At 60.1% G+C, this 25,886-nt stretch carries 21 protein-coding genes; 13 read left to right on the top strand and 8 right to left on the bottom strand.

What is annotated here, in order from left to right; translation table 11 throughout:
* The 4 genes from PFAS1_RS27125 to gloB all read right to left on the bottom strand — a co-directional run bounded on the left by PFAS1_RS27125 (nt 1) and on the right by gloB (nt 6,219).
* A complete protein-coding gene (locus PFAS1_RS27125; RefSeq protein ID WP_076031253.1) occupies nt 1-1,842 on the bottom strand; it encodes an extracellular solute-binding protein in 1,842 nt (613 codons plus the stop codon).
* Nucleotides 1,839-3,671 (bottom strand): extracellular solute-binding protein, encoded by a 1,833-nt coding sequence (locus tag PFAS1_RS27120; protein ID WP_076031252.1) that lies wholly within the window; start codon nt 3,669-3,671, stop codon nt 1,839-1,841. Before PFAS1_RS27120 ends, PFAS1_RS27125 begins: the two co-directional genes overlap by 4 nt.
* Nucleotides 3,672-3,897: 226 nt before the next feature.
* On the bottom strand, nt 3,898-5,352 hold the full coding sequence (locus PFAS1_RS27115) for a transglycosylase SLT domain-containing protein (RefSeq protein ID WP_076031251.1): 1,455 nt from the start codon (nt 5,350-5,352) through the stop codon (nt 3,898-3,900).
* 99 nt (nt 5,353-5,451) lie between these two features.
* Nucleotides 5,452-6,219: a hydroxyacylglutathione hydrolase gene (gene gloB, locus PFAS1_RS27110; RefSeq protein WP_076031250.1), complete on the bottom strand. Its 768-nt coding sequence runs from the start codon at nt 6,217-6,219 to the stop codon at nt 5,452-5,454.
* Nucleotides 6,220-6,284: 65 nt separating this feature from the next.
* On the opposite strand from gloB, the gene PFAS1_RS27105 reads away from it, so the two are divergent.
* From PFAS1_RS27105 to PFAS1_RS27085, 5 genes are all read left to right on the top strand, one after another.
* Nucleotides 6,285-7,043, top strand: a complete 759-nt coding sequence (locus PFAS1_RS27105) for a methyltransferase domain-containing protein (RefSeq protein WP_008152097.1) — start codon at nt 6,285-6,287, stop codon at nt 7,041-7,043.
* Nucleotides 7,044-7,135: 92 nt separating this feature from the next.
* Nucleotides 7,136-7,588, top strand: a complete 453-nt coding sequence (rnhA, locus tag PFAS1_RS27100) for a ribonuclease HI (protein WP_008028618.1) — start codon at nt 7,136-7,138, stop codon at nt 7,586-7,588.
* Nucleotides 7,589-7,802: 214 nt separating this feature from the next.
* On the top strand, nt 7,803-8,561 hold the full coding sequence (dnaQ, locus tag PFAS1_RS27095) for a DNA polymerase III subunit epsilon (protein ID WP_074876294.1): 759 nt from the start codon (nt 7,803-7,805) through the stop codon (nt 8,559-8,561).
* Between the two features lie 141 nt (nt 8,562-8,702).
* Entirely contained in the window at nt 8,703-10,958 is a 2,256-nt protein-coding gene (locus tag PFAS1_RS27090) for an Orn/Lys/Arg family decarboxylase (RefSeq protein ID WP_076031249.1), read from the top strand.
* A gap of 14 nt (nt 10,959-10,972) precedes the next feature.
* Nucleotides 10,973-11,587 (top strand): GNAT family N-acetyltransferase, encoded by a 615-nt coding sequence (locus PFAS1_RS27085; RefSeq protein ID WP_076031248.1) that lies wholly within the window; start codon nt 10,973-10,975, stop codon nt 11,585-11,587.
* Here the strand turns inward: PFAS1_RS27085 and PFAS1_RS27080 are convergent.
* Entirely contained in the window at nt 11,553-12,446 is an 894-nt protein-coding gene (locus PFAS1_RS27080; RefSeq protein ID WP_076031247.1) for a LysR family transcriptional regulator, read from the bottom strand. The genes PFAS1_RS27085 and PFAS1_RS27080 overlap by 35 nt on opposite strands.
* 88 nt (nt 12,447-12,534) lie before the next feature.
* Entirely contained in the window at nt 12,535-12,795 is a 261-nt protein-coding gene (locus PFAS1_RS27075) for a hypothetical protein (protein WP_076031246.1), read from the bottom strand.
* A gap of 176 nt (nt 12,796-12,971) precedes the next feature.
* Between PFAS1_RS27075 and PFAS1_RS27070 the strand changes: the two genes are divergently transcribed.
* On the top strand, nt 12,972-13,532 hold the full coding sequence (locus PFAS1_RS27070) for an NADPH-dependent FMN reductase (protein ID WP_076031245.1): 561 nt from the start codon (nt 12,972-12,974) through the stop codon (nt 13,530-13,532).
* 206 nt (nt 13,533-13,738) lie between these two features.
* Nucleotides 13,739-15,022 carry an arsenic transporter gene (locus tag PFAS1_RS27065; protein WP_076031244.1) on the top strand — a complete coding sequence of 428 codons (1,284 nt, stop codon included), beginning with the start codon at nt 13,739-13,741 and terminating at the stop codon, nt 15,020-15,022.
* 106 nt (nt 15,023-15,128) lie between these two features.
* On the opposite strand, the gene PFAS1_RS27060 is transcribed toward PFAS1_RS27065, so the two are convergent.
* Nucleotides 15,129-16,079 carry a DUF1853 family protein gene (locus PFAS1_RS27060; RefSeq protein WP_076031243.1) on the bottom strand — a complete coding sequence of 317 codons (951 nt, stop codon included), beginning with the start codon at nt 16,077-16,079 and terminating at the stop codon, nt 15,129-15,131.
* A 107-nt stretch (nt 16,080-16,186) separates the two neighbouring features.
* On the opposite strand from PFAS1_RS27060, the gene PFAS1_RS27055 reads away from it, so the two are divergent.
* The 6 genes from PFAS1_RS27055 to pepN are packed head-to-tail and all read left to right on the top strand — an operon-like array spanning nt 16,187 to nt 22,703.
* Nucleotides 16,187-17,077, top strand: coding sequence for an NAD(+) kinase (locus PFAS1_RS27055; protein ID WP_007906781.1), 891 nt, complete (start codon nt 16,187-16,189; stop codon nt 17,075-17,077).
* Nucleotides 17,074-18,048, top strand: a complete 975-nt coding sequence (locus PFAS1_RS27050; RefSeq protein ID WP_418329263.1) for a metallophosphoesterase — start codon at nt 17,074-17,076, stop codon at nt 18,046-18,048. The genes PFAS1_RS27055 and PFAS1_RS27050 overlap by 4 nt, the downstream gene beginning before the upstream one ends.
* Nucleotides 18,045-18,914, top strand: coding sequence for a rhomboid family intramembrane serine protease (locus PFAS1_RS27045; protein ID WP_076031241.1), 870 nt, complete (start codon nt 18,045-18,047; stop codon nt 18,912-18,914). The genes PFAS1_RS27050 and PFAS1_RS27045 overlap by 4 nt, the downstream gene beginning before the upstream one ends.
* A gap of 33 nt (nt 18,915-18,947) precedes the next feature.
* Nucleotides 18,948-19,208, top strand: coding sequence for a YeaC family protein (locus tag PFAS1_RS27040; RefSeq protein WP_076031240.1), 261 nt, complete (start codon nt 18,948-18,950; stop codon nt 19,206-19,208).
* Complete coding sequence (locus PFAS1_RS27035) at nt 19,205-20,035, top strand: DUF2797 domain-containing protein (RefSeq protein ID WP_076031239.1); 831 nt, start codon at nt 19,205-19,207, stop codon at nt 20,033-20,035. The genes PFAS1_RS27040 and PFAS1_RS27035 overlap by 4 nt, the downstream gene beginning before the upstream one ends.
* 10 nt (nt 20,036-20,045) lie before the next feature.
* On the top strand, nt 20,046-22,703 hold the full coding sequence (pepN, locus tag PFAS1_RS27030) for an aminopeptidase N (RefSeq protein ID WP_076031238.1): 2,658 nt from the start codon (nt 20,046-20,048) through the stop codon (nt 22,701-22,703).
* A gap of 69 nt (nt 22,704-22,772) precedes the next feature.
* On the opposite strand, the gene PFAS1_RS27025 is transcribed toward pepN, so the two are convergent.
* Nucleotides 22,773-25,871, bottom strand: coding sequence for an efflux RND transporter permease subunit (locus PFAS1_RS27025; RefSeq protein ID WP_076031237.1), 3,099 nt, complete (start codon nt 25,869-25,871; stop codon nt 22,773-22,775).
* Between the last annotated feature and the right edge of the window lie 15 nt (nt 25,872-25,886).

Raw genomic sequence — 25,886 nt, 5'->3', positions numbered from 1 at the left:
TTACTCCGTGCCCGCAGGGTCAGCTTGCAGTTTGGTTTCGACTTCTATCGGCAATGTCGCGTCGGGCTTGACCCACCAGGTATTAATGCCGATGTCGTACTTGGGGGAGATTTTCGGGTGGCCGATGTGGTTCCAGTACGCCACGCGCCAGGTCTTGATGTGCCAGTTGGGGATCACGTAATAGCCCCATTGGAGCACGCGGTCCAGTGCGCGGGCGTGGGCCACCAGACTTTTGCGCGAATCGGCGTTGATCAGTTGCTCGACCAACTGGTCCACCACCGGGTCTTTGAGGCCCATGGAATTGCGGCTGCCGGGTTTGTCGGCGGCGTCGGACATCCAGAATTCGCGTTGCTCGTTACCCGGCGAATTGGACTGCGGGAAGCTGCCAACGATCATGTCGAAGTCCCGTGAACGCACGCGGTTGATGTACTGCGAGACGTCGACCCGACGGATCACCAGGTCGATGCCCAGGTCGCTGAGGTTGCGCTTGAACGGCAGCAACACACGTTCGAATTCGGTCTGGGCCAACAGGAACTCGATGGTCACCGGTTTGCCATTGGCGTCGACCATCTTGTCATCGACAATCCGCCAGCCCGCCTCTTGCAGCAATTGATAGGCCTTGCGCTGCTGCGTGCGGATCATCCCGCTGGCGTCGGTCACCGGGTTCTGGAATGCCTCGCTGAACACCTGCTCGGGAATCTTGCCGCGGAACGGGTCGAGGATCGCGAGTTGATCGGCGTCCGGCAGGCCACTGGCCGCCATTTCCGAATTCTCGAAGTAACTGCGGGTGCGCGCGTAGGCGCCGTTGAACAGTTGCTTGTTGGTCCATTCGAAGTCCAGCAACAGGGTCAGTGCCTGACGCACGCGCACATCCTGAAACACCGGGCGGCGCAGGTTGAACACGAAGCCTTGCATGCCGGTGGGGTTGCCGTTGGGGATCTCTTCCTTGATCAGCCGACCTTCGGCCACCGCCGGAATGTTGTAAGCCTTGGCCCAGTTTTTCGCGGCCGATTCCAGCCAGTAGTCGAACTGGCCGGCCTTGAGCGCTTCCAGTGCGACGGTGTTGTCGCGGTAGTAGTCGGTGGTCATCACGTCGAAGTTGTAGAACCCACGGTTGGCCGGCAGGTCCTTGGCCCAATAATCCTTGACCCGCTCATAGCGCACCGAACGCCCAGCCTTCACTTCGCTGACCTTGTAGGGGCCGCTGCCCAATGGCATTTCCAGGTTGCCCTTGGTGAAATCGCGCGTTGCCCACCAATGCTTGGGTAGCACCGGCAATTGGCCGAGGATCAGCGGCAGCTCGCGGTTGTTGGTGTGCTTGAACTTGAACAGCACCGTCAGCGGATCTTCAGCGACCACTTCCTCGACATCGCTGTAATAACCGCGGAACAGCGGCGCACCGTCCTTGATCAGGGTCTGGAAGCTGAACACCACATCCTCGGCGCGTAGCGGATGCCCGTCGTGGAAGCGTGCCTCGGGGCGCAGGTAGAAACGCACCCAGCTATTGTCCGGGGCTTTTTCGATCTTGCCGGCGACCAGGCCGTACTCGGTGAACGGCTCATCCAGACCCTGCTTGGCCAGGGTGTCGTAGATCATGCTGATGTCGTCGGCCGGCACGCCTTTGTTGATGAACGGGTTGAGGCTGTCAAAGCCGCCGAAACCGGCCTGGCGGAAGATCCCGCCCTTGGGCGCGTCGGGGTTCACGTAATCGAAATGTTTGAAATCGGCCGGGTATTTCGGCGGCTCGTTGTACAGGGTCAGGGCATGTTGCGGGGCGGCACAGGCCAGCCCGGCAAACAACAGACCGCTGGCCTGCAAGAGCAGGGTGCGTACGGGTTTCATCGATCTTTCTCCGAAGATTTCAGCCACCAGGCGCTCAGGCCCAACGTGTAGGGCGGCGTGGTGACGAAGGCGAACCGGTTGCGGTAGGCCAGGCGGTGATAATTGAGGTACCAGTTGGGAATGATGTAGTGCTGCCACAGCAACACCCGGTCGAGCGCCTTGCCGGCGGCGACCTGTTCATCGCGGGTCTGGGCGGCAAGCAATTGTTCGAGTAAATGGTCGACCACCGGGTTGGCAATCCCGGCGTAGTTTTTGCTGCCCTTGACCCCGACCTGGCTGGAATGGAAATACTGCCACTGTTCCAGGCCCGGGCTGAGGGTCTGGTTGAGGGTCATCAGGATCATGTCGAAGTCGAACTGATCGAGGCGTTGCTTGTATTGGGCGCGATCGACGGTGCGCAACCGGGCGTCGATGCCGATGCTGGCGAGGTTCTCGACGTAGGGCTGGAGGATACGTTCCAGGTTCGGGTTGACCAACAGGATCTCGAAACGCAACGGCTGGCCGATGGTGTTTTGCAGTCGCTGACCGTTGAGCTTCCAGCCGGCCTCGGCGAGCAGTTCCAGGGCTTTGCGCATGGTTTCCCGCGGAATGCCGCGGCCTTCGGTCTGCGGCAGGCTGAACGGTTCGGTGAAGAGCTTTGCGGGCAACTGATCGCGATAGGGCTTGAGCAGCAGCCACTCATGACCGACCGGTAGTCCGGTGGCGGAGAATTCGCTGTTGGGGTAATAACTCATGGCGCGCTTGTAGGCGCCGCTGAACAGCGTGCGGTTGGTCCACTCGAAGTCGAACATCAGGCCCAGCGCTTCACGGACCTTGGCCTCGGCGAAAGTTGGCCGCCGGCTATTCATGAACAGGCCCTGGCTCTGGGTCGGGATCTGGTGCGCGATTTGCGCCTTGATCACATCGCCACGGCGCACGGCCGGGAAGTTATAGCCATTGGCCCAGTTTTTTGCCTGGTGTTCGATATAGATGTCGAATTCGCCGGCCTTGAACGCTTCGAAAGCCACGTCGCTGTCACGGTAGAACTCGACTTCCATACGATTGACGTTGTATTTGCCACGATTGACCGGCAAGTCCTTGCCCCAGTAATCCTTGACCCGTTCGAAAATGATCCGTCGTCCAGGCTCTACCGAGGTGATGCGATACGGTCCGCTGCCCAGTGGCGGTTCGAAGGTGGTGGCCTTGAAGTCCCGACCTTTCCAGTAATGCTGGGGCAACACCGGCAACTCGCCCAGGCGCAGGATCAGCAGCGGATTACCGGCGCGCTTGAAGACGAAACGAATACGTTGCGGATTGAGGATGTCGACCCGCGACACTTCCTGAAGGTTGGTGCGGTATTGCGGATGGCCTTCCTTGAGCAGCAAACGGTAGGAGAACGCCACGTCATAGGCGGTAATCGGTGTGCCATCGTGGAAACGCGCTTCGGGGCGCAGATTGAACACCACCCAATTGCGATCTTCGCTGTATTCCACCGATTGGGCGATCAGGCCATAGCTTGAGGTTGGTTCATCGCCGGACGGCGCGTACTGGCCGGTGCCGACCATCAACGGTTCATTGAGTTCGTTGATGCCGTATTGCAGGAAGTTGGCGGTGGAAACCGGGCTCGAGCCTTTGAATGTGTAGGGGTTGAGCGTATCGAAGGTGCCAAACGCCATCACCCGCAACGTACCGCCCTTGGGCGCTTTCGGGTTGACCCAGTCGAAGTGGGTAAATCTGGCCGGGTACTTGAGCGTGCCGAACTGCGCATAACCATGGCTTTCGCTGATCGTCGCGCTTGCGGGGGAGCTCAAGGCCAGGCAGATCAGGAGCAGGAGGAGGGCATGCTTCAAATCAGGGATCCGATCCAGGCGGCTTGGGCTTTGTGGGCCGTACAGTAACAGCTTGTATCGACAGGAAAAAGACGGGGGGTTAATGCGCGGTTAATTGTGCCAATGGACCCCCTGTAGCAGCTGGCGCTGTGGCGAGGGGATAAATCCCCTCGCCACAGCGCCAGCTGTTACAAGGGGTTTGGTGAAGTCTTGGGCGAAAAAAAGCCCCTGAAGTCAGGGGCTCTTTTTAGCGTGGGGAAGCCACCGTCAGCATCTGGCCGGGCTTCAGCGCCTGGCCAACACGTGGGTTCCAGCGCTTGAGGTGCTGCATTTCAACGTTGAAGCGCTTGGCGACCATGTACAGCGAGTCGCCTTGCTTGACCTTGTATTGGGTCTGCGACTTCTGCTTGTCAGCTTTAGTGTTTGCTTTGCTGTTCGCCGCCACGACGGTGTTGACCCGACCACGACTGCGCTTGGTGGTGTCCTGCATGACCAATGTCTGGCCGGCCTTGAGGTTCTTGCCGGTCATTTTGTTCCAGCGCTGCAGATCCTTGACGTCGACCTTGTTGGCCTTGGCGATAGCAGCCAGGTTGTCGCCGCGTTTGACGCGGTAGGAACGTTTGAGGCCGGCGATTTCAGACTCGTCTGCACCTTCGAATACCGGTTTGAGCGACTTCTTGCTGATCAGCTCTTCAGGACGCATGGTCGACAGGCTGGCGGTCAGCAGTTGCGCCTTGGACGTCGGCACCAGCAAATGCTGGGGGCCATCGATGGTAGTGCGCTGCTTGAAGGCGGGGTTGAGCTGGAACAGTTCGTCTTCGTCGATGTTCGCCACCGCGGCGACCTTGGACAGGTCCATGCGCTGGTTGATTTCGACGACCTGGAAGTACGGTTCGTTGGCGATCGGGTTCAGGTTCACGCCGTAGGCTTCAGGTGCCAGCACCACTTGCGACAGGGCCAGCAGCTTTGGCACGTAGGCCTGGGTTTCGGCCGGCAGCGGCAGGTTCCAGTAATCGGTCGGCAAACCGAGCTTTTCGTTGCGCTCGATGGCCCGGCTGACGGTGCCTTCGCCGGCGTTGTACGCGGCCAGGGCCAACAGCCAGTCGCCATTGAACATGTCGTGCAGGCGGGTGAGGTAGTCCATGGCCGCGGTGGTCGAGGCGGTGATATCGCGACGGCCATCATAGAAGCGGGTTTGACGCAGGTTGAAGTAACGCCCGGTGGAAGGGATGAATTGCCACAAGCCAACCGCGTTGGCCCGGGAATAGGCCATCGGGTTGTAGGCGCTTTCAATCACTGGCAGTAGCGCCAGTTCCAGCGGCATGTTGCGTTCTTCAAGGCGTTCGACGATGTAGTGAATGTAGAGGCTGCCGCGTTCGCCGGCGTTCTCGAGAAAGGACGGGTTGCTGGCGAACCACAGGCGCTGTTGCTCGATGCGCGGGTTGACACCCGCGTTGTCTTGCAACTGAAAGCCTTGGCGCATGCGCTCCCAGACATCTTGCGGAATTTGTGGAGTCGGTTTTTCGCTGAGCCAGATAGGTTTCTGCTTGGCCCGGGCGGCGATATTCGGAGTGTGTGTCGCTTCGGTCTGCGGCACATGGCTGGAACAGCCCGCCAGCGTGGCGGACACAGCCACCGCGATGGCTTGAGCCAAGCGGGTCAATGCGTCTGAATTGATGGCTTTACGAATAGATGACGACATTGGCTGGAAGTAAGTTCCGGGCAAAAATGTCGGGCGATTCTAGAAAGCGCACCCCCTGCGGTCAACCATTCAGAATTTTTGTACCAACGTGATGGCTACTTAGAACTTATCTTTCCAAGCACGCAGAGCAGCAAAAACCGCACTCGGAGCCCGGTTTTGGGTTCCATTCCGTTCGTCCACTTTTTCTTTAACGGATGTTACGTCGACACGCAAAAACGGGTTGGTCAGCTTTTCAAGCGCCAGAGTAGAGGGCAGCGTCATGATTCCGGCTTCACGTTGCGCGGTGACTTTTTCCAGACGTGCGGCGGTGTCCGGATTGCCCGGTTCGACCGCTGCGGCAAACTTCAGGTTGCTCAGCGTGTATTCGTGAGTGCAATAGACCAGCGTATCTTCAGGCAGCGCGGCCAGGCGGGTCAGGGAGGTATGCATTTGCTCCGGCGTGCCTTCGAACAAGCGCCCGCAACCGGCGGCGAACAGGGTGTCACCGCAGAACAGCAAACCATGATGGTAATAAGCGATATGCCCCAGGGTATGACCCGGAACGGCAAAGACATCGAAGTCCCAGCCCAGCACGCTGACGCGGTCGTTGTCCTTGAGCGCCACGTCCCGCGCCGGGATGCTTTCGCTGGCCGGGCCGTAGACTGTCGCGTCCGTCGCTTTTTTCAGCTGCTCGACGCCACCAACGTGGTCATGATGATGGTGAGTGATCAAAATATCACTCAACACCCAACCCGGATGCGCTTCGAGCCAGGCCTGCACTGGTGCGGCATCGCCTGGATCGACCACGGCGCAACGCTGGGTGCTGTGGTCTTGTAACAACCAGATGTAGTTGTCGGTGAAGGCGGGCAGGGCACTGATCTGTATCATCGTCGGATTCGCCAAGCGGAAAACAATGGTGCATCTTAGAACTTCCTGGCGCGTTGGAGAATGCAATGACCGATAAAGCGTTCGCTCAGGCTGATCCTGAATGGCTGACATTGATCAGCGCGGCCCGTGAATGGCTGTCCGGCCCCATCGGGCAATTTCTGCTGGACGAAGAACGTCGCATGCTCGAAGACGAGTTGGGACGGTTCTTCGGTGGTTACCTGGTGCATTACGGCCCGTCGGCCCAAACGCCGCCGTCGGCACCGCAAGTGCAGCGCAATGTGCGGCTCGGCGCGCCGTTGCCGGGGGTCGAGATCGTCTGCGAAGAGCAGGCGTGGCCTTTGAGCGAGCATGCCGCCGATGTGGTGGTGTTGCAGCATGGGCTGGATTTCTGCCTGTCGCCTCACGGTCTGCTGCGCGAAGCGGCGAGCAGCGTGCGGCCCGGTGGGCACCTGCTGATCGTCGGGATCAATCCCTGGAGCACCTGGGGCTTGCGTCACGTTTTTGCTCATGACGCGTTGCGCAAGGCTCGCTGCATCTCCCCGTCGCGAGTCGGTGACTGGCTGAACCTGCTGGGCTTCGCGCTGGAGAAACGCCGCTTCGGATGCTATCGTCCGCCGCTTGCGTCACCGGCCTGGCAGGCTCGTCTGGCCGGCTGGGAGCGCAAGGCCGGTGACTGGCAACTTTCGGGTGGCGGCTTCTATTTATTGGTTGCGCGCAAGATCGTGGTGGGCCTGCGGCCTGTCCGTCAGGAGCGGCGCGAACCGATGGGCAAGCTGATTCCACTGCCGATGGCCAAGGTCAATCGTCGCCGCATCGATCCATAAGACCTTTTTTATTTTCCCGGCCGGGCTTGCCCCGGCCTCGGGCATCGTCGATCACCGATCGGCGAGCCACGGCATTTTCTGGATAGATTGGCATGAGCGATAGCGTAGAACTCTTCACCGACGGCGCCTGTAAAGGCAACCCTGGTCCTGGCGGCTGGGGTGCTTTGCTGGTGTGCAAGGGCGTTGAAAAAGAACTGTGGGGCGGCGAAGCCAACACCACCAACAACCGCATGGAGCTGATGGGCGCGATCCGTGGTCTTGAAGAACTCAAGCGCTCCTGCGACGTGCTGCTGGTCACCGACTCGCAGTATGTGATGAAAGGCATCAACGAGTGGATGGACAACTGGAAGAAGCGCGGCTGGAAAACCGCTGCGAAGGAACCGGTGAAAAACGCTGATCTGTGGAAGTTGCTGGATGAGCAGGTCAATCGCCACAACGTCACCTGGAAATGGGTGCGCGGGCACATTGGCCATCACGGCAACGAACGCGCCGACCAACTGGCCAATCGTGGCGTGGATGAAGTGCGCGGGTACAAGCAGGCGTAAATCCGACACTGATCGTTCCCACACTCTGCGTGGGAATGTAGCCCGGGACGCTCTGCGTCCCATTGGAACGCGGAGCGTCCCTTGAGGCATTCCCACGCAGAGCGTGGGAACGATCAGTGAGCGAGCCTGCTCGCGATCGTGTACCTGAAAGACCCTGACGAGCGTGTTAACATCGCCGTTTTTGCACGAATGACCCGTTGAGAGCTGAGCACTGATGGCCACCAGATCCGTTGTACTCGATACCGAAACCACCGGCATGCCGGTGACCGACGGCCACCGGATTATCGAAATCGGTTGTGTCGAGTTGATCGGTCGGCGCCTGACGGGCCGGCATTTTCACGTTTACCTGCAACCGGACCGCGAGAGTGATGAAGGCGCCATTGGCGTCCACGGCATCACCAACGAATTCTTGGTCGGCAAGCCGCGCTTCACTGAAGTCGCCGATGAGTTCTTTGAATTCATCAAGGGTGCGCAGCTGATCATCCATAACGCGGCGTTCGACGTTGGCTTCATCAACAACGAATTCGCCCTGATGGGCCAGCATGATCGTGCGGACATCACGCAGCACTGCTCGATCCTCGATACCCTGATGATGGCCCGGGAACGTCACCCGGGGCAGCGCAACAGCCTCGACGCCTTGTGCAAACGCTATGGCGTCGACAACTCCGGCCGTGAACTGCACGGCGCCTTGCTCGACTCCGAGATTCTCGCTGACGTTTACCTGACCATGACGGGCGGCCAGACCAGCCTGTCCCTGGCCGGTAATGCTTCCGACGGCAATGGTTCCGGGGAAGGTGCGGACAACTCCGCCACCGAGATCCGCCGCCTGCCGGTCGATCGTCAACCGACGCGTATCATCCGTGCCAGCGAGGATGACCTGGCCCAGCACATGGCACGCCTGGAAGTCATCGCCAAATCCGCCGGCGCTCCATCGCTCTGGCAGCAACTGGCCGAGGCCAAGGCTCAGGCGTAGCGCTGCGATCTTTTGATCTTGATCAAGCGTAACGCGCCCCGATGACCCATTTCAGTGCATCACACTCGCCACATGCGCTCGAACCCTCTACCCTGAGGTGATTGGTGGACCACGGTCTGCCGCCTCAGGACACTGAGCCCCATGTATAAAGATTTGAAATTCCCGGTCCTGATCGTCCATCGCGACATCAAGGCCGACACCGTGGCCGGTGATCGCGTGCGTGGCATCGCCCGGGAGCTGGAGCAGGAAGGCTTCAGCATTGTCTCGGCGGTGAATTACACCGAAGGGCGACTGGTCGCTTCGACCCATCACGGTCTTTCCTGCATGTTGATTGCGGCCGAAGAAGCCAGCACCCACTCTCATCTATTACACAACATGGCCGAGCTGATTGGCCTGGCGCGGGTGCGTGCGCCCGACTTGCCGATCTTCGCGCTGGGCGAGCAGGTGACCCTGGAGAACGCTCCGGCCGACGCCATGGCCGAACTCAATCAACTGCGCGGGATTCTTTATCTTTTCGAAGACACCGTGCCTTTTCTGGCCAGACAGGTCGCTCGAGCGGCACGCAAATATCTGGATGGTTTGCTGCCGCCGTTTTTCAAAGCGCTGGTGCAGCATACGGCCGACTCCAATTATTCCTGGCACACACCCGGCCATGGCGGCGGCGTGGCGTACCACAAGAGCCCGGTGGGTCAGGCGTTTCACCAGTTCTTCGGGGAAAATACCCTGCGCTCCGATTTGTCGGTATCGGTGCCGGAACTCGGTTCTTTGCTCGATCACACTGGCCCGCTGGCGGAAGCCGAGGCTCGTGCTGCCCGCAATTTCGGCGCCGATCACACCTTCTTCGTGATCAATGGCACCTCGACCGCCAACAAGATTGTCTGGCATTCGATGGTCGCTCGCGATGACTTGGTGTTGGTGGACCGCAACTGCCACAAGTCGATATTGCACTCGATCATCATGACCGGCGCCATTCCGCTGTACCTGTGCCCGGAGCGCAATGAGCTGGGAATTATCGGCCCGATTCCCTTGAGCGAATTCAGCCGCGAATCGATTCAGGCCAAGATCGACGCCAGCCCGCTGACCAAGGGCCGGGCGCCCAAGGTCAAGTTGGCGGTGGTGACCAATTCGACGTACGACGGCCTCTGCTACAACGCTGAGCTGATCAAGCAGCAGTTGGGTAACAGCGTCGAGGTCTTGCACTTCGATGAGGCCTGGTACGCCTACGCGGCGTTTCATGAGTTTTTCGCCGGGCGTTACGGCATGGGCACTTCCCGCAGTGAAGGCGGCCCCTTGGTGTTCACCACCCATTCCACCCACAAACTGCTGGCGGCGTTCAGCCAGGCGTCGATGATTCACGTTCAGGATGGCGGCGCGCGGCAACTGGATCGGGATCGCTTCAATGAAGCGTTCATGATGCACATCTCGACCTCGCCGCAGTACAGCATCATCGCCTCGCTGGATGTGGCGTCGGCCATGATGGAAGGCCCGGCCGGGCGATCGCTATTGCAGGAAATGTTCGACGAAGCGCTGAGTTTTCGCCGGGCGCTGGCCAATTTGCGTCAGCACATCGCCGCTGACGATTGGTGGTTTTCCATCTGGCAGCCGCCATCGGTGGAAGGCATCGACCGCGTGATCACCGATGACTGGCTGCTGCAGCCCGATGCCGACTGGCACGGCTTTGGCGGCGTGACCGACGACTACGTGCTGCTTGATCCGATCAAGGTCACGCTGGTGATGCCGGGCCTGACGGCAGGCGGGGCCCTCAGCCAGCGCGGAATTCCGGCAGCGGTGGTCAGCAAATTCCTTTGGGAACGTGGCTTGGTCGTTGAAAAGACCGGGCTGTATTCGTTCCTGGTGCTGTTCTCGATGGGCATCACCAAAGGCAAATGGAGCACGTTGCTGACCGAGTTGCTGGAATTCAAGCGCAGCTACGATGCCAATGTCAGTCTCGCGACCTGCCTGCCGTGCGTGGCACAAGAGGATGTCGCGCGCTATCAGGGCATGGGATTGCGCGATCTGTGCGATCAACTGCACGCCTGCTATCGCAGCAATGCCACGGCCAAACACCTGAAGCGCATGTACACCGTGCTCCCGGAAATCGCCATGAAGCCATCTGACGCCTATGATCAATTAGTGCGTGGCGAGGTTGAAGCGGTGTCGATCGATGCTCTGGACGGGCGGATCGCCGCAGTGATGCTGGTGCCGTACCCGCCGGGGATTCCGTTGATCATGCCCGGCGAGCGTTTTACCGAGTCGACGCGCTCGATTATCGATTACCTGGCGTTTGCCCGTACGTTCGACAGCAGCTTCCCGGGGTTTGTCGCTGATGTGCACGGCTTGCAACACGAAGATGAGGGCAATGGACGGCTATATACCGTCGATTGCATCAAGGAATGAGGACCTTTCCCAGTATGCAACCGCTCATGAATCCGAAATACCCAGGGCTGTCGGTACGCGTTGCCGACGATGGTTTTGCAGCCTACATCTGGGGCAGTGATTTCAGCTTTGAAGTCGCGGTCTACGGTGCCGCCGAAATGGGTAAACCGGTGGAGCAGTGGCCGGTGACACCGATCACGCCCTATCGCAAGTGCTACGGCATCGATCCCGAGGAGTTCAGCAGTTTCCGCGATGCCGCTGACAGCGCGATCTTCATGGCTTATCTCGATGATGAGCCCGTGGGTCACCTGGTGGTCAGCACCAACTGGAACGGCTTCGCCCATATCGATGAGTTGGCGGTGCATGCGCCGGCGCGTCGTCATGGTGTGGCCAAGGCGTTGCTGGATGTGGCGCAGTTCTGGAGCCGCAAAAAGAAACTGCCGGGCATCATGCTCGAAACCCAGAACAACAACCTGGGGGCCTGTCGGCTCTATGAACGCCGCGGTTACGTCCTGGGCGGAATTGATCATTTGCGTTATCGCGGAATCGATCCGAACACCGCCGAAGTGGCGCTGTTCTGGTATCGATTGTTCGATAACCCGCTGGAAACCCCGCTTAGTTCGCCAGCATCGCCACGGCTTGTTCCGTGATAATGCCCAGCAATGCCTGAACCGCTGGCGACGGCTCACCGCTCTTCAGGGTCAAGGCATACAGGCTGATCGGCACGGCCGGCGCCAGCGGGCACGCATCCAGCCCGGCCGATTTCGCCCCGAGGGCAGTGAAAGGGTCGACGATGGCCAGACCTTCACCGGCCTCGACCATGCTGCGCATCATCTGGTGAGTCTGTACCCGGGTGTGAATGACCGGGGCAGGACGCAGGGCATGCAGCTTGTTTTCCAGCGCCGGGCTCAGCGGATCATGACCTTCCAGGCCTACCATCGATTGGCCGGCCAGGTCCTGCAGCGAGATGTACTTCTGTTTGGGTTGCAACCAGCCGTGGGGTGCCAGCAGCTGAAGCTTGCCTTGGGCGATCACCTGGCAATGAATGTCGGCGTGATCGGGGTCATGCAGGCTCAGGCCCAGATCGCTTTCGCGCAGCAGCAGGTTTCTGACGATCTCGCGTGTAGGTTCACTCAGAAGGGTGCAAGGCGCATCAGGAAGGCGTCGGCGCAGGGCGGCAATGCTCTGTGGCAACAGCTGCTGTGCCAGGGGCGGCGTGCAGATAATCCGCAAGGGCGGAGCCTGATATTGCTTGAGGCTGTTGGCCAGCCGCTGGACCGGCTCGAGCGCTTCATAGACGTGGGCGATCTGGATCTGCAACTCCCGCGCCTCGCGCGTGGCCTGCAAGCGTCCACGCACGCTGGAAAACAGCATGAAACCCAACTGATCCTCGGCGTCGCGCAGAATCCCTTCGACTTCAGCCACCGGCAACTGCAGCCATTCGGCGGCGGTGCCCAGGTGACCGGTCTGCAGGAGCGCCTGGATCACTTCGATATGACGTAAACGCATGCGTGAAGTCCATGTTCAGCAGGTGAGGGAGTCAGTGGCTGAATCCTAACTCAAGTGCGCGAATATGACTTCCGCTCATAACACCGGGTTATGAAGCGACGTTGGTTTCCGGCGGATTGCCGACGTAGGTGTCGGGCTCACGCACGATGGTCACGTCCGACTGCACCAGCAAAAACTGGTTGTCATCGAGTTTCCGTACGCGGTCGCCAATGGCCAGCTTGTAAGTGGTGACAGGCACCGAGCCAGTGAGGCCGTCTGCCGACGGGGTGGATTCCTGGAACTCATGCACGGAATAAACGCGGCCTTCCGCGTCTCTTGCATGGAACTGACCGACGAGTACTGCTGCCATCTGCTTAGAACCTCTGGGGATAAATCACTCAATTTGCGGCTCTGTAGACCGTGGTTGGGCGAGGTAAGTTTTCCTACAGGAAAAAAATAGTCAGGGGCGACGTTTTTTCAGTCGCCCACTGGTTGAATCGTCATCTATAACTACAAGCTCTTTCATCGGACAGTCGAGAATCTTCCATGAGCAACGTCTATACGATCGCTGTACTGGTCGGCAGCTTGAGAAAGGAATCGATCAATCGCAAGGTGGCGCTGGCCCTGGCCGACCTGGCGCCTGCCAATCTCAAACTGGTTATCGTCGAAATCGGTGATCTGCCGCTCTACAACGAGGACATTGATGGTGATTCACCGCCGGCAGCCTACAGCACTTTCCGGCAACAAGTGAGCTCATCCGACGCGGTGTTGTTCGTGACTCCCGAATACAACCGTTCGGTGCCTGCGCCGATGAAGAACGCGATCGACGTGGGTTCGCGTCCCTATGGCAAGAGTGTCTGGAGCGGAAAACCAGGCGCGGTGATCAGCGCTTCGCCGGGCGCTATCGGTGGTTTTGGCGCCAACCATCACCTGCGCCAGTCGATGGTGTTTCTGGATGTGCCGTGCATGCAGCAACCGGAAGCCTATCTGAGCGGTGCCGGTTCAGCGTTCGACGAGGCGGGAAAACTGTCCGAGTCGCTAAAACCGTTTCTGCAAAAATTCATCAATGCTTATGGCCTTTGGGTCGAACAACACAAGAAAGCGTGACAATTCCTGTGTCGGAGCAAAGCTTGCTCGCGATGGCGGTGTGTCAGTCGGCATTGATCTGACCGATACACCGCCATCGCGAGCAAGCTTTGCTCCTACAAGGGGTGTGTGGCTGGGCCGGTGCGCGCAAGGGAGCAAGTTTGCGCTTTACTCCGCCCGTGCATTGCGGCTGAATCGCGGTTTGTTTTCCGACAAGGCTGCACTGCATGCTGACCGCATCGTTGATTTTCCTGCTGACCATCACCTTGGTGATCTGGCAGCCAAAAGGCCTTGGCGTTGGCTGGAGTGCGGTGTTCGGCGCGGTGCTTGCGCTGATTTTCGGGGTCGTTCACCTGAGCGACATCCCACTGGTGTGGCAGATTATCTGGAACGCCACCGGGACTTTTGTCGCGCTGATTGTCATCAGTCTGCTGCTGGACGAGGCGGGGTTCTTTGCCTGGGCGGCGCTGCATGTGGCCCGTTGGGGACGGGGCAGCGGACGCAAGCTGTTTGCTTATATGGTGCTGCTCGGTGCGTTGGTGTCGGCATTGTTCGCCAACGACGGGGCTGCGCTGATTCTCACACCCATCGTGATTTCCATGCTGCTGGCGTTGCGTTTTTCCCCGGCGGCGACCCTGGCGTTCGTCATGGGCGCCGGTTTCATCGCTGATACGGCGAGTCTGCCGTTGGTGGTGTCGAATCTGGTGAACATCGTTTCCGCTGACTTCTTCAACATTGGTTTCAATCGTTACGCGGCGGTGATGATCCCGGTCAACCTGGTGAGTGTCGCGGCGACCCTGGCGATGCTGATGTGGTTTTTCCGTCGTGCCATTCCCAAGGACTACGACCCCGAGCAACTGGCGCAACCGGCTTCTGCGATCCACGACCACGCTACGTTTTATGCCGGTTGGGCCGTGTTGGTGATTCTGCTGCTCGGCTGCTTCGCGCTGGAACCGCTGGGGATTCCGATCAGTGCCATTTCTGCGGTGTGCGCGGCGTTGCTGCTGGCCATCGCCGCCCGTGGTCACAAGATTTCCACCCGCAAAGTCATCAAGGAAGCGCCCTGGCATATCGTGATTTTCTCGCTGGGCATGTACCTGGTGGTGTATGGCCTGCGCAACGCCGGGCTCACGGGTTACCTGGCCGGATGGCTGGATGGTTTTGCCGGCTACGGCGTATGGGGCGCTGCCATGGGCACCGGCGTACTGACCGCGCTGCTGTCGTCGATGATGAACAATCTGCCGACGGTGCTGATCGGTTTGCTGTCAATCGATGCCAGCCAGGCGACCGGGGTGGTGAAGGAGGCGATGATCTATGCCAACGTCATCGGCAGCGACCTGGGGCCGAAGATTACGCCGATCGGCAGCCTGGCGACGCTGCTGTGGTTGCATGTGCTGGAGCGCAAGAGTATCCGGATCGGCTGGGGGTATTACTTCAAGGTCGGGATTGTGTTGACGGTGCCGGTATTGTTGGTGACGTTGGCGGCTTTGGCATTGCGGTTATCGGTTTAGACCGCGTCGGCCCCTTCGCGAGCAAGCCCGCTCCCACAGTTTGAAATGCGGTCCCCTGTGGGAGCGGGCTTGCTCGCGAAGAGGCCGGCCCAGACACCCACTAAATTCAACCATTACCCGGCACATTCGGCCAAAGATCCGCCACCAGAAACAGCCGCTCTGCCTCTTCCCAATCACCCTGGGCGTTTTCTGTGAGTCGCACCAGCAATTGCGCCGGGGCCAGTGGCTCCAGCTCGCTGAGCCAGGCGTTCAGCTGTTCAACGCTCCAGGCCTGCTCCGCCGGATAGTGCGCCGGCGCCAGCCAGGCATGGCGGGGCAGGGGCTGCCAGCGACCGAACGGGCGCTGTACGACAAAGTCTGCCCAGTCCTTCTGATGCAGCCAGCTACCGCGTAAATGCTGGGGATGCGCACCATTCGGTGGCTCGGCCGATCCCGGCCACGGATACAGCAAATAACCGCCCAGCCAAAAGTGCGCACTGAACTGCTGGATATCCAGCGCCGTCAATACTTCGCGGCTCTCCGGGCGGGCCGAAATCGGCAGTTGATGCTGCGTCAGATGAGCCAGTTTGCGGTCCAGCCGATCGTGGCAACCGGGGCCGAGCCACTGCGCCGTGTCGTATCCGTCGCCATTTTGCGGGCCAAGGTAAAGTTTGATCGCCAGTTCCAGATGATGCACGCCGTCACGATCGCGCAGCAGCATGTCCAGCTCACCCAGCGTATGGCCTTCGCGGCGGATCGGCATGTTGGCGGCAATCAGGTCGATACCCGGCGCGTGCCGCACGGCGTATTGCCAGAGGCGTTCGTAGTACAAGCCCAATCGCCGGGTTCGGGCCTGCGCCAGCCAGTGCAGCAAGTCATAACTGTCGCGATCGAGTTGTCGCAGCCAGCGTTCCAGCCGATCCGGCGCTTGCACCCAGTCACTGCCGGTCAGCGGATGACGCTGCGGCCACGTCGTCACGCCAAGCATCGGCGGCGCGAGGATGACCCAAGCCAGGTCGCGCACTTCGGGATGGCGCAACTGGTGGGGTAACTGCAGCAAATCGGGAAATAGGATCATCTTGCGAGCATAGCCTCAATCGTGAGTACACCGTTGTGGCTGAAAGGATTTTGTCTATCCCGCGCTTTCGCCCATAATCGTGTTTTTCGCCGTCGCGCAGGAACCTCATGGAGCAATTTCGTAATATCGGCATCATCGGTCGCCTGGGCAGTTCGCAGGTGCTGGATACCGTCCGCCGACTGAAACGGTTTCTGCTCGATCGTCACCTGCACGTGATCCTCGAAGACACCATCGCCGAAGTGTTGCCGGGCCATGGCTTGCAAACCTCGTCGCGCAAGATGCTCGGCGAAGTATGTGACATGGTAATTGTGGTGGGTGGTGACGGCAGCCTGTTGGGCGCCGCCCGGGCGCTGGCCCGGCACAATATCCCGGTGCTGGGCATCAACCGTGGCAGCCTGGGCTTCCTGACCGATATCCGTCCCGATGAACTGGAAGTCAAAGTCGCCGAAGTGCTCGACGGCCACTATCTGGTCGAGAACCGCTTCCTGCTGCAAGCCGAAGTTCGTCGTCATGCCGAGGCTATCGGTCAGGGCGACGCGCTGAACGACGTGGTGCTGCACCCCGGCAAGTCGACGCGGATGATCGAGTTCGAGTTGTACATCGACGGCCAGTTCGTCTGCAGCCAGAAGGCCGACGGCCTGATCGTCGCCACGCCCACCGGTTCGACCGCCTACGCGCTGTCGGCGGGCGGGCCGATCATGCATCCCAAGCTCGACGCTATTGTGATTGTGCCGATGTACCCCCATACCTTGTCGGGCAGGCCGATTGTGGTCGATGGCAACAGTGAGCTGAAAATCGTCGTGTCCAAAGATATGCAGATTTACCCGCAAGTCTCCTGTGACGGGCAGAACCATTTCACCTGCGCGCCGGGGGACACCATCACCATCAGCAAAAAAGCCCAAAAGCTGCGGCTGATTCATCCGCTCGATCACAACTACTATGAAGTCTGTCGGACCAAACTCGGTTGGGGCAGCAAGTTGGGTGGTGGAGGCGACTGATGCTCGATCCCGCGCGTAGCTACGACCTGATCGGTGACGTGCACGGTTGCGCTCTGACCCTTGAGCACTTGCTCGACCGGCTCGGTTACCAAAAGCACGCAGGCGTCTGGCGGCATCCGTCGCGCATGGCGGTGTTCGTCGGCGACATCATCGACCGCGGCCCGCGGATTCGCGAAGCGCTGCACATCGTTCACGACATGGTCGAAGCGGGTCAGGCGTTGTGCATCATGGGTAACCATGAGTTCAACGCCCTCGGCTGGAGCACGCCGGCGCCTCCGGGCAGCGGCAAGCAGTTCGTGCGTGAACACACCCCGCGCCATGCCCGTTTGCTGAACGAAACCCTGACCCAGTTCGAAGGCCATCCGGCCGACTGGCATGACTTCCTGCAATGGTTCTATGAGATGCCATTGTTCGTCGATGCCGGGCGTTTCCGCGTGGTGCATGCCTGCTGGGACGCGGGGCTGATCGAACCCTTGCGCGCGCTATTTCCCAACGGTTGCGTCGATGAACATTTCCTCCAGGCTTCGGCCGTGCCGGGCAGTTTCGCCTGCACCGTGTTCGATCGCCTGCTGCGCGGCACTGACATGCGCTTGCCGCACGGGTTGACCATGACCAGCGGAGATGGCCTGACGCGTTCGTTCTTCCGCACCAAGTTCTGGGAAGACGACCCGCAAACCTACGGAGACATCGTGTTCCAGCCCGACGCCTTGCCCGAACCCGTGGCCCGGACGCCGCTGTCGTCCACTGAAAAAAACACCTTGCTGCGCTATGGCGTCGATGAGCCTTTGTTGTTCGTGGGCCACTACTGGCGCAGCGGCAAGCCGGTGCCGATCCGGCCGAACCTGGCCTGTCTGGATTACAGCGCCGTGCTCTACGGCAAACTGGTCGCCTACCGTCTGGACCAGGAAACCCGCCTCGACCCGCATAAATTTGTCTGGGTCGATGTCGAGCGACCGGAGGTGCTGCGATGAGTGCCGTTGCTGTTTTACGCCTGCCGCTGGCGGTGGACTTGAGCGGGTTCGTCAAACTGTTGCAGCGCATGCAAGTGCCGCATCGGGTCAGCGAAGAGGCGGGCGAGCAAGTGCTGTGGGTGCCGGCCAATATCAGCGAAGACGTGCGTGTGTTGTACGAACGCTTCCCGGCCGGTGATCCCGATCAACAGCTGGACATTCCGGTGGCGCAAACCATAAAGCGCCCAGGTTTCGTCGAGCAACTGCGCCACGCCAAGGCGACGGCGTTCGTGTTGCTGCTGAGCCTGCTGGTCGGCGCAGTGACGCTGCTGGGCGAAAACCTCGACACGTTGCGCTGGCTGACCTTCCTCGATTTCCGAGTTGTCGGCGAGTACATCCACTTCGTGCCATTGGCCGACAGCCTGGCGGCGGGGCAGTGGTGGCGTCTGGTAACGCCGATGCTGATCCACTTCGGCATCCTGCACCTGGCCATGAACGGCATGTGGTACTGGGAGCTGGGGCGACGCATCGAGTCGCGCCAGGGCAGCATCAACCTGATCGGCCTGACCTTGCTGTTCGGCCTGGTCTCGAACTACGCCCAGTTTGTTTTCAGTGGCCCGACACTGTTTGGCGGGTTGTCCGGCGTGCTGTACGGCCTGCTCGGGCATTGCTGGATCTTTCAGCTGTTGTCGCCAAACCCGGCTTATCGCCTGCCGCGCGGCGTGCTGGTGATGATGCTGGTATGGCTGGTGCTGTGTATGTCGGGACTGATCTCGTTGATCGGCTTCGGTGAAATTGCCAATGCGGCCCACGTCGGCGGGTTGCTCGTCGGATGCTTGACCGGCTTGTTGGGTGGTTTGTACAACCGCCGTAAACTGGCCGTCTAATCAGTTATGTCAATAAAGAGCGCGGAGCCCTTGATGTCCTCTTTTAACGAAATGATCAACAACATCACCCCTGATATCTACCAGAGCCTGAAACTGGCGGTGGAAATCGGTAAATGGTCCGACGGTGGCAAATTAACCCCCGAACAACGCGAACTGTCGCTGCAAGCGATGATCGCCTGGGAAATCCAGAACCTGCCCGAAGACCAGCGCACCGGTTACATGGGCGTGCAGGAGTGCGGCTCCAAGTCGATTGAAGTGCCGAATATCCTGTTCAAATCGGATGCCGTCCATTGATCGAGATTGGCCGCGGTGCAATCAGCAAAATGTCGGCGCGCCTTGACGGGCCGAACGTGCAGTACGCGTTTCGTCTGGATGACGTCGAGGTGCCGGTCAATCCATTGATCGGGACCACGGTGCGTCTGGAATACCTGGGGGCGATTCATTGCTCCCATTGCGGACGCAAGACCAAAACCAGTTTCAGCCAGGGTTACTGCTACCCGTGCATGACCAAACTGGCTCAGTGCGACATCTGCATCATGAGCCCGGAGCGTTGCCACTATGACGCTGGCACCTGCCGTGAGCCGGAGTGGGGCGAGAAGTTCTGCATGACGGATCACATTGTGTATCTGTCCAACTCTTCGGGGGTGAAGGTCGGGATTACCCGCGCCACTCAGCTGCCGACCCGTTGGATCGACCAGGGCGCCCGTCAGGCCTTGCCGATCATGCGTGTCTCGACCCGTCAGCAGTCGGGCTTCGTCGAAGACCTGTTCCGCAGTCAGGTGGCGGACAAGACCAACTGGCGTGCTTTACTCAAGGGCGATGCGGTGTCGGTCGACCTGGCGCAGGTTCGCGATCAGCTGTTCGACAGTTGCGCCGAAGGATTGCAAAGTTTGCAGGAACGATTCGGCCTACAGGCGATCCAGACTATTGCCGATGTAGAAACGCTCGAGATCCGCTATCCGGTCGAGCAATACCCGGCCAAGATCGTCAGCTTCAACCTGGACAAGAATCCGATCGCCGAAGGCACGCTGTTGGGAATCAAGGGCCAGTACCTGATTTTCGACACCGGCGTAATCAATATTCGTAAATACACGGCCTACCAGCTCGCCGTGCATCAGTAAGGACTCCAGCATGCGCACCGAACAACCGAAGATGATCTACCTGAAGGACTATCAGGCGCCCGAGTACCTGATCGACGAGACACACCTGACCTTCGAGTTGTACGAGGACCACAGCCTGGTCCATGCGCAACTGGTGATGCGCCGCAATCCCGAGCGTGGCCCGGGCCTGCCGCCGCTGGTGCTGGATGGCCAACAGCTTGAATTGCTGTCCGTGAACCTGGCCGACATCGAATTGACCGCCGCGGACTATCAGTTGACGGAAAACCACCTGACCCTGCACCCGACCAGCACCACCTTCACGGTCGATACCAGCGTCAAGATCCACCCGGAAACCAACACTGCGCTGGAAGGCCTGTACAAATCCGGCACGATGTTCTGCACCCAGTGCGAGGCCGAAGGCTTCCGCAAGATCACCTATTACCTCGACCGTCCGGACGTAATGAGCACGTTCACCACCACGGTGGTTGCCGAGCAGCACAGCTATCCGGTGTTGCTCTCCAACGGCAACCCGATTGCCTCAGGTCCCGGCGAAGAGGGCCGGCACTGGGCGACATGGGAAGATCCGTTCAAGAAGCCTGCCTACCTGTTCGCGCTGGTGGCCGGTGATTTGTGGTGCGTCGAAGACACGTTCACCACCATGACCGATCGTTCCGTGGCACTGCGCATTTATGTCGAGCCGGAAAACATCGACAAGTGCCAGCACGCCATGAACAGCCTGAAGAAGTCCATGCGCTGGGACGAAGAGGTCTACGGTCGAGAGTACGACCTGGACATCTTCATGATCGTCGCAGTCAACGACTTCAACATGGGCGCCATGGAGAACAAGGGTCTCAACATCTTCAACTCCAGCGCCGTGCTGGCCCGCGCCGAGACCGCCACCGACGCCGCGCACCAGCGCGTAGAGGCAATCGTTGCCCACGAGTACTTCCACAACTGGTCGGGCAACCGCGTGACCTGCCGCGACTGGTTTCAGTTGTCGCTCAAGGAAGGCTTCACCGTGTTCCGCGATTCGGGTTTCTCCGCCGACATGAACTCGGCCACGGTCAAGCGCATTCAGGATGTGGCGTACCTGCGCACCCACCAGTTCGCCGAAGACGCCGGTCCCATGGCTCACGCCGTACGCCCGGACAGCTTCATCGAGATTTCCAACTTCTATACCCTCACCGTGTACGAAAAGGGTTCGGAAGTGGTCGGCATGATTCATACCTTGCTCGGCGCCGAAGGCTTCCGCAAAGGCAGCGACCTGTACTTCGAACGCCATGACGGCCAGGCCGTGACCTGTGACGACTTCATCAAAGCGATGGAAGACGCCAACGGTGTCGACCTGACCCAGTTCAAGCGCTGGTACAGCCAGGCTGGCACACCGCGTTTGGCGGTCAGCGAGTCCTACGACGCGGCGGCGAAAACCTACAGCCTGACGTTCCGTCAAAGCTGCCCGGCAACCCCAGACAAGGTTGAGAAGCTGCCGTTCGTGATCCCGGTCGAACTGGGCCTGCTGGACGCCAAAGGCGCGGCCATTGCGTTGCGTCTTTCCGGTGAAGCCAGTGCCCAGGGCACCTCACGGGTCATCTCCGTAACCGAAGCCGAGCAGACGTTCACCTTCATCGACATCGCGCAACAGCCATTGCCTTCGTTGCTGCGTGGCTTCTCGGCGCCAGTGAAACTGAGCTTCCCGTACAACCGCGATCAACTGATGTTCCTGATGCAGCACGACAGCGATGGTTTCAATCGCTGGGATGCGGGTCAGCAATTGTCGGTTCAGGTGCTGCAAGAGCTGATTGCCCAGCAGCAAAAGGGCGAGAAACTGGTACTGGATCAGCGTCTGGTTTCTGCCTTGCGTACCGTGTTGTCGGACGAAACGCTGGATCAGGCGATGGTCGCGGAAATGCTCTCGCTGCCGGGCGAGGCGTATCTGACTGAGATCAGCGAAGTGGCTGACGTTGACGCCATTCACATCGCTCGCGAGTTTGCTCGCAAGCAATTGGCAGAAGGTTTGTTCGAGGCGCTGTGGCTGCGTTACCAGGCCAATCGCGATCTGTCGAAGAAAACCCCGTATGTGGCTGAGGCCGAACACTTCGCTCGTCGCGCGTTGCAGAACATTGCGCTGTCGTACCTGATGCTCAGCGGCAAACCGGAAGTGTTGGCGGCGACGCTCGAGCAGTTCGAGACCAGCGACAACATGACCGAGCGCCTGACGGCGTTGGCGGTATTGGTCAATTCGCCGTTCGAAGACGAAAAAGCCAAGGCCTTGGCCAGTTTTGCCGAGCACTTCAAGGACAATCCCCTGGTCATGGATCAGTGGTTCAGTGTCCAGGCGGGCAGCGTGCTGCCAGGTGGTCTGGAGCGGGTCAAGGCGTTGATGCAGCATCCGGCGTTCAACATCAAGAACCCGAACAAGGTTCGTGCACTGGTCGGCGCGTTTGCCGGGCAGAACCTGATCAACTTCCATGCGGCCGATGGTTCGGGTTATCGGTTCCTCGCGGATCTGGTGATCGAGTTGAACGGGTTCAACCCGCAGATCGCTTCGCGGCAGTTGGCACCGCTGACTCGCTGGCGCAAGTATGACGATGCGCGCCAGGCGTTGATGAAAGGTGAGCTTGAGCGGATTCGAGCTTCGGGCCAGCTGTCCAGCGATGTGTTCGAGGTGGTCAGCAAAAGCCTGGCCTGACTCAGGGTTCGCTCCTGCAGTGGTTCGCCTGAACCCTGCAGGAGCCCGCTCCCACAGGGGTAGATGGGGTTAGATACCCTTATGGCGCTTGCGCACGAGTTTCATCACCACCACAAAAAACACTGGCACAAACACTACCGCCAGTGTCGCCGTGATCATCCCGCCAATCACCCCGGTGCCGATGGCTTGCTGGCTCGCTGAACTGGCCCCGGTGGCAATCGCCAGTGGCACCACACCCAGAATGAACGCCAGCGACGTCATCACGATCGGCCGCAGTCGCAGGCGCGCGGCTTGCAGCGTGGCGTCGACCAAGTCGTGGCCTTCGTCGTACAGGCTCTTGGCGAACTCGATGATCAGGATCGCGTTCTTCGCCGACAGCCCGATGATGGTGATCAATCCAACCTTGAAGAACACGTCATTGGGCATCCCGCGCAAGGTCACGGCCAGTACCGCGCCGAGCACGCCAAGCGGCACCACCAGCAGCACCGAGGTCGGTATCGACCAGCTCTCATACAACGCGGCCAGACACAGGAACACAATCAGCAGCGACAAACCGAGCAGGATCGGAGCCTGACTGCCGGACAAGCGTTCCTGCAATGACAACCCGGTCCATTCCTGCCCCAACCCCGCCGGCCCTTGCGCCACCAGACGCTCGATTTCCGCCATGGCTTCGCCGGTGCTGTAACCGGGCGACGGTTCACCGGAAATGCTGATCGCCGGGTAGCCGTTGTAGCGAGTCAATTGCGCCGGACCCTGGGTCCACTTGGCCTGGACGAAGGCCGACAATGGCACCATTTTCCCGGCACTGTTGCGCACGTGAATCTTCAGCAGATCGGCGACCTGACTGCGCTGATCGCCTTCAGCCTGCACCACCACACGCTGCATCCGCCCCTGATTGGGGAAGTCGTTGATGTAGGCCGAACCGACGGCGGTGGACAGCACGTTGCCAATGTCGGCAAAGGACACGCCCAGCGCGTTGGCCTGTTTGCGGTCGACTTCCAGTTGCACCTGCGGCGCTTCGGCCAGGGCGCTTTCGCGCACGTTCATCAGGATCGGACTTTTCTCGGCGCCAGCGAGCAGTTCACTACGCGCCTGCATCAGCGTGGCATGGCCGAGGCCGCCACGGTCCTGCAAGCGGAACTCGAAACCGCTGGAAGTGCCAAGGCCATCCACCGGTGGCGGCAGTACTGCAAACGCCACGGCGTCCCTGATCTGGCTCAACGCGATGTTGGCGCGATCGGCAATGGAGCTGGCCGAGTCGTCGCTGCCCCGGTCAGACCAATCCTTGAGCGTGGTAAACGCCAACGCGGCGTTCTGCCCGCTACCGGAAAAACTGAAACCGAGAATCACCGTGCTGTCGCCGACGCCGGGTTCAGTGGCGTTGTGGGCTTCGATCTGCTCGACCACCTGCACCGTGCGGTTCTTGCTCGCGCCCGGTGGCAGTTGAATGTCGGTGATGGTGTAACCCTGATCCTCCACCGGCAGGAACGAGGAGGGCAGGCGACTGAAGCACACGCCCAATCCGATCAGCAGCACGCCGTAGATCAGCAGGTAGCGGCCCGTGCGTTTCAGTGCATAGGCGACCCAGCCCTGATAGCTCTCGGTCAGTTGCTCGAAGCGCCGGTTGAACCAGCCGAAGAACCCGCGCTTCTCGTGGTGTTCGCCCTTGGCAATCGGCTTGAGCAGCGTCGCGCACAACGCCGGGGTCAAGGTCAGGGCGAGGAACGCCGAGAACAGGATCGAGGTGGCCATCGACAACGAGAACTGCCGGTAAATCACCCCGACCGAGCCCTGCATGAACGCCATCGGAATGAACACCGCGACCAGCACCAGCGTGATGCCGATGATCGCCCCGGTGATCTGCTTCATCGCCTTGCGCGTCGCCTCTTTGGGCGACAGGCCTTCGGTGGCCATGATTCGCTCGACGTTCTCCACCACCACAATCGCGTCATCCACCAGGATGCCGATTGCCAACACCATGCCGAACATGGTCAGCACGTTGATCGAGAACCCCAGCGCCAACATGGTCGCAAAGGTGCCCATCAGCGCCACCGGCACCACCAGGGTCGGAATCAGCGTGTAGCGGATGTTTTGCAGGAACAGGAACATCACCGCGAACACCAGCAACATCGCCTCGCCGAGGGTGTAAACCACCTTGGTGATCGAGACTTTGACGAAGGGCGAGGTGTCGTACGGGATTTTGTATTCCACGCCAGCCGGGAAGTAGCGCGCCAGTTCGTCCATCTTCGCCCGCACCAACGTGGCAGTACTCAGGGCATTGGCGCCCGGTGCCAGTTGCACGCTGACGGCGGTCGATGGTTTGCCGTTCAGGCGGGTGGAGAACTGGTATTCCTGACTGCCGATCTCGACACGCGCCACGTCTTTGATGCGCACCGTGGAACCGTCGGGATTGGCTTTCAGGACGATGTCGGCGAATTCTTCCGGCGTCGACAACTGGCCTTTGACCAGAATGGTCGCGGTGATTTCCTGGGTGGTGCGGGTCGGCAAATCGCCGATGCTGCCCGCTGACACTTGCGCGTTCTGCGCGACGATGGCGGCGTTGACGTCGGCCGGGGTCAGGTTGAAGCCGATCAGCTTCTGCGGGTCGATCCAGATTCGCATGGCCCGTTCGGCACCGTACAACTGCGCCTTGCCGACGCCGTCCAGACGTTTGATCTCGTTCATCACGTTGCGTGCCAGGTAATCGCTGAGCGCCACGTCGTCGAGCTTGCCGTCGCTGGAGGTGAGGGTGATCAGCAGCAGGAAACCGGCGGAAACTTTCTCCACCTGCAAACCCTGTTGTGTCACCGCTTGAGGCAGACGCGACTCGACCACTTTCAGGCGGTTTTGCACATCGACCTGCGCCATTTCCGGGTCAGTGCCCGGCTGGAACGTCGCGGTGATGGTGGCGCTGCCGAGGCTGCTCTGGGATTCGAAATACAGCAGATGGTCAGCGCCGTTGAGTTCTTCCTCGATCAGGCTGACCACGCTTTCGTCCACGGTTTGCGCCGAAGCACCGGGGTACACCGCGTAGATTTCGACTTTCGGCGGCGCGACGTTGGGGTATTGCGCCACCGGCAACTGTGGAATGGCCAGGGCGCCGGCCAACAGGATGAACAGGGCAACCACCCAGGCGAACACCGGGCGATCGATAAAGAACTGCGGCATAAAGAAGCGTCCTGC

Origin of the sequence: Pseudomonas frederiksbergensis (assembly GCF_001952935.1) — a bacterium.
GTDB classification, from domain to species: Bacteria; Pseudomonadota; Gammaproteobacteria; order Pseudomonadales; family Pseudomonadaceae; genus Aquipseudomonas; species Aquipseudomonas frederiksbergensis.
The sequence above is the reverse complement of the archived record's forward strand: the minus strand, read 5'-3'. Positions and strand labels throughout refer to the sequence as shown.

Coding starts and splice junctions, on each gene's coding strand:
- PFAS1_RS27125 (WP_076031253.1), bottom strand. CDS start 1,842: ATGAAACCCGTACGCACCCTGCTCTTGCAGGCCAGCGGTCTGTTGTTT.
- PFAS1_RS27115 (WP_076031251.1), bottom strand. CDS start 5,352: ATGTCGTCATCTATTCGTAAAGCCATCAATTCAGACGCATTGACCCGC.
- gloB (WP_076031250.1), bottom strand. CDS start 6,219: ATGATACAGATCAGTGCCCTGCCCGCCTTCACCGACAACTACATCTGG.
- PFAS1_RS27105 (WP_008152097.1), top strand. CDS start 6,285: ATGACCGATAAAGCGTTCGCTCAGGCTGATCCTGAATGGCTGACATTG.
- rnhA (WP_008028618.1), top strand. CDS start 7,136: ATGAGCGATAGCGTAGAACTCTTCACCGACGGCGCCTGTAAAGGCAAC.
- dnaQ (WP_074876294.1), top strand. CDS start 7,803: ATGGCCACCAGATCCGTTGTACTCGATACCGAAACCACCGGCATGCCG.
- PFAS1_RS27090 (WP_076031249.1), top strand. CDS start 8,703: ATGTATAAAGATTTGAAATTCCCGGTCCTGATCGTCCATCGCGACATC.
- PFAS1_RS27085 (WP_076031248.1), top strand. CDS start 10,973: ATGCAACCGCTCATGAATCCGAAATACCCAGGGCTGTCGGTACGCGTT.
- PFAS1_RS27080 (WP_076031247.1), bottom strand. CDS start 12,446: ATGCGTTTACGTCATATCGAAGTGATCCAGGCGCTCCTGCAGACCGGT.
- PFAS1_RS27075 (WP_076031246.1), bottom strand. CDS start 12,795: ATGGCAGCAGTACTCGTCGGTCAGTTCCATGCAAGAGACGCGGAAGGC.
- PFAS1_RS27070 (WP_076031245.1), top strand. CDS start 12,972: ATGAGCAACGTCTATACGATCGCTGTACTGGTCGGCAGCTTGAGAAAG.
- PFAS1_RS27065 (WP_076031244.1), top strand. CDS start 13,739: ATGCTGACCGCATCGTTGATTTTCCTGCTGACCATCACCTTGGTGATC.
- PFAS1_RS27060 (WP_076031243.1), bottom strand. CDS start 16,079: ATGATCCTATTTCCCGATTTGCTGCAGTTACCCCACCAGTTGCGCCAT.
- PFAS1_RS27055 (WP_007906781.1), top strand. CDS start 16,187: ATGGAGCAATTTCGTAATATCGGCATCATCGGTCGCCTGGGCAGTTCG.
- PFAS1_RS27045 (WP_076031241.1), top strand. CDS start 18,045: ATGAGTGCCGTTGCTGTTTTACGCCTGCCGCTGGCGGTGGACTTGAGC.
- PFAS1_RS27040 (WP_076031240.1), top strand. CDS start 18,948: ATGTCCTCTTTTAACGAAATGATCAACAACATCACCCCTGATATCTAC.
- pepN (WP_076031238.1), top strand. CDS start 20,046: ATGCGCACCGAACAACCGAAGATGATCTACCTGAAGGACTATCAGGCG.
- PFAS1_RS27025 (WP_076031237.1), bottom strand. CDS start 25,871: ATGCCGCAGTTCTTTATCGATCGCCCGGTGTTCGCCTGGGTGGTTGCC.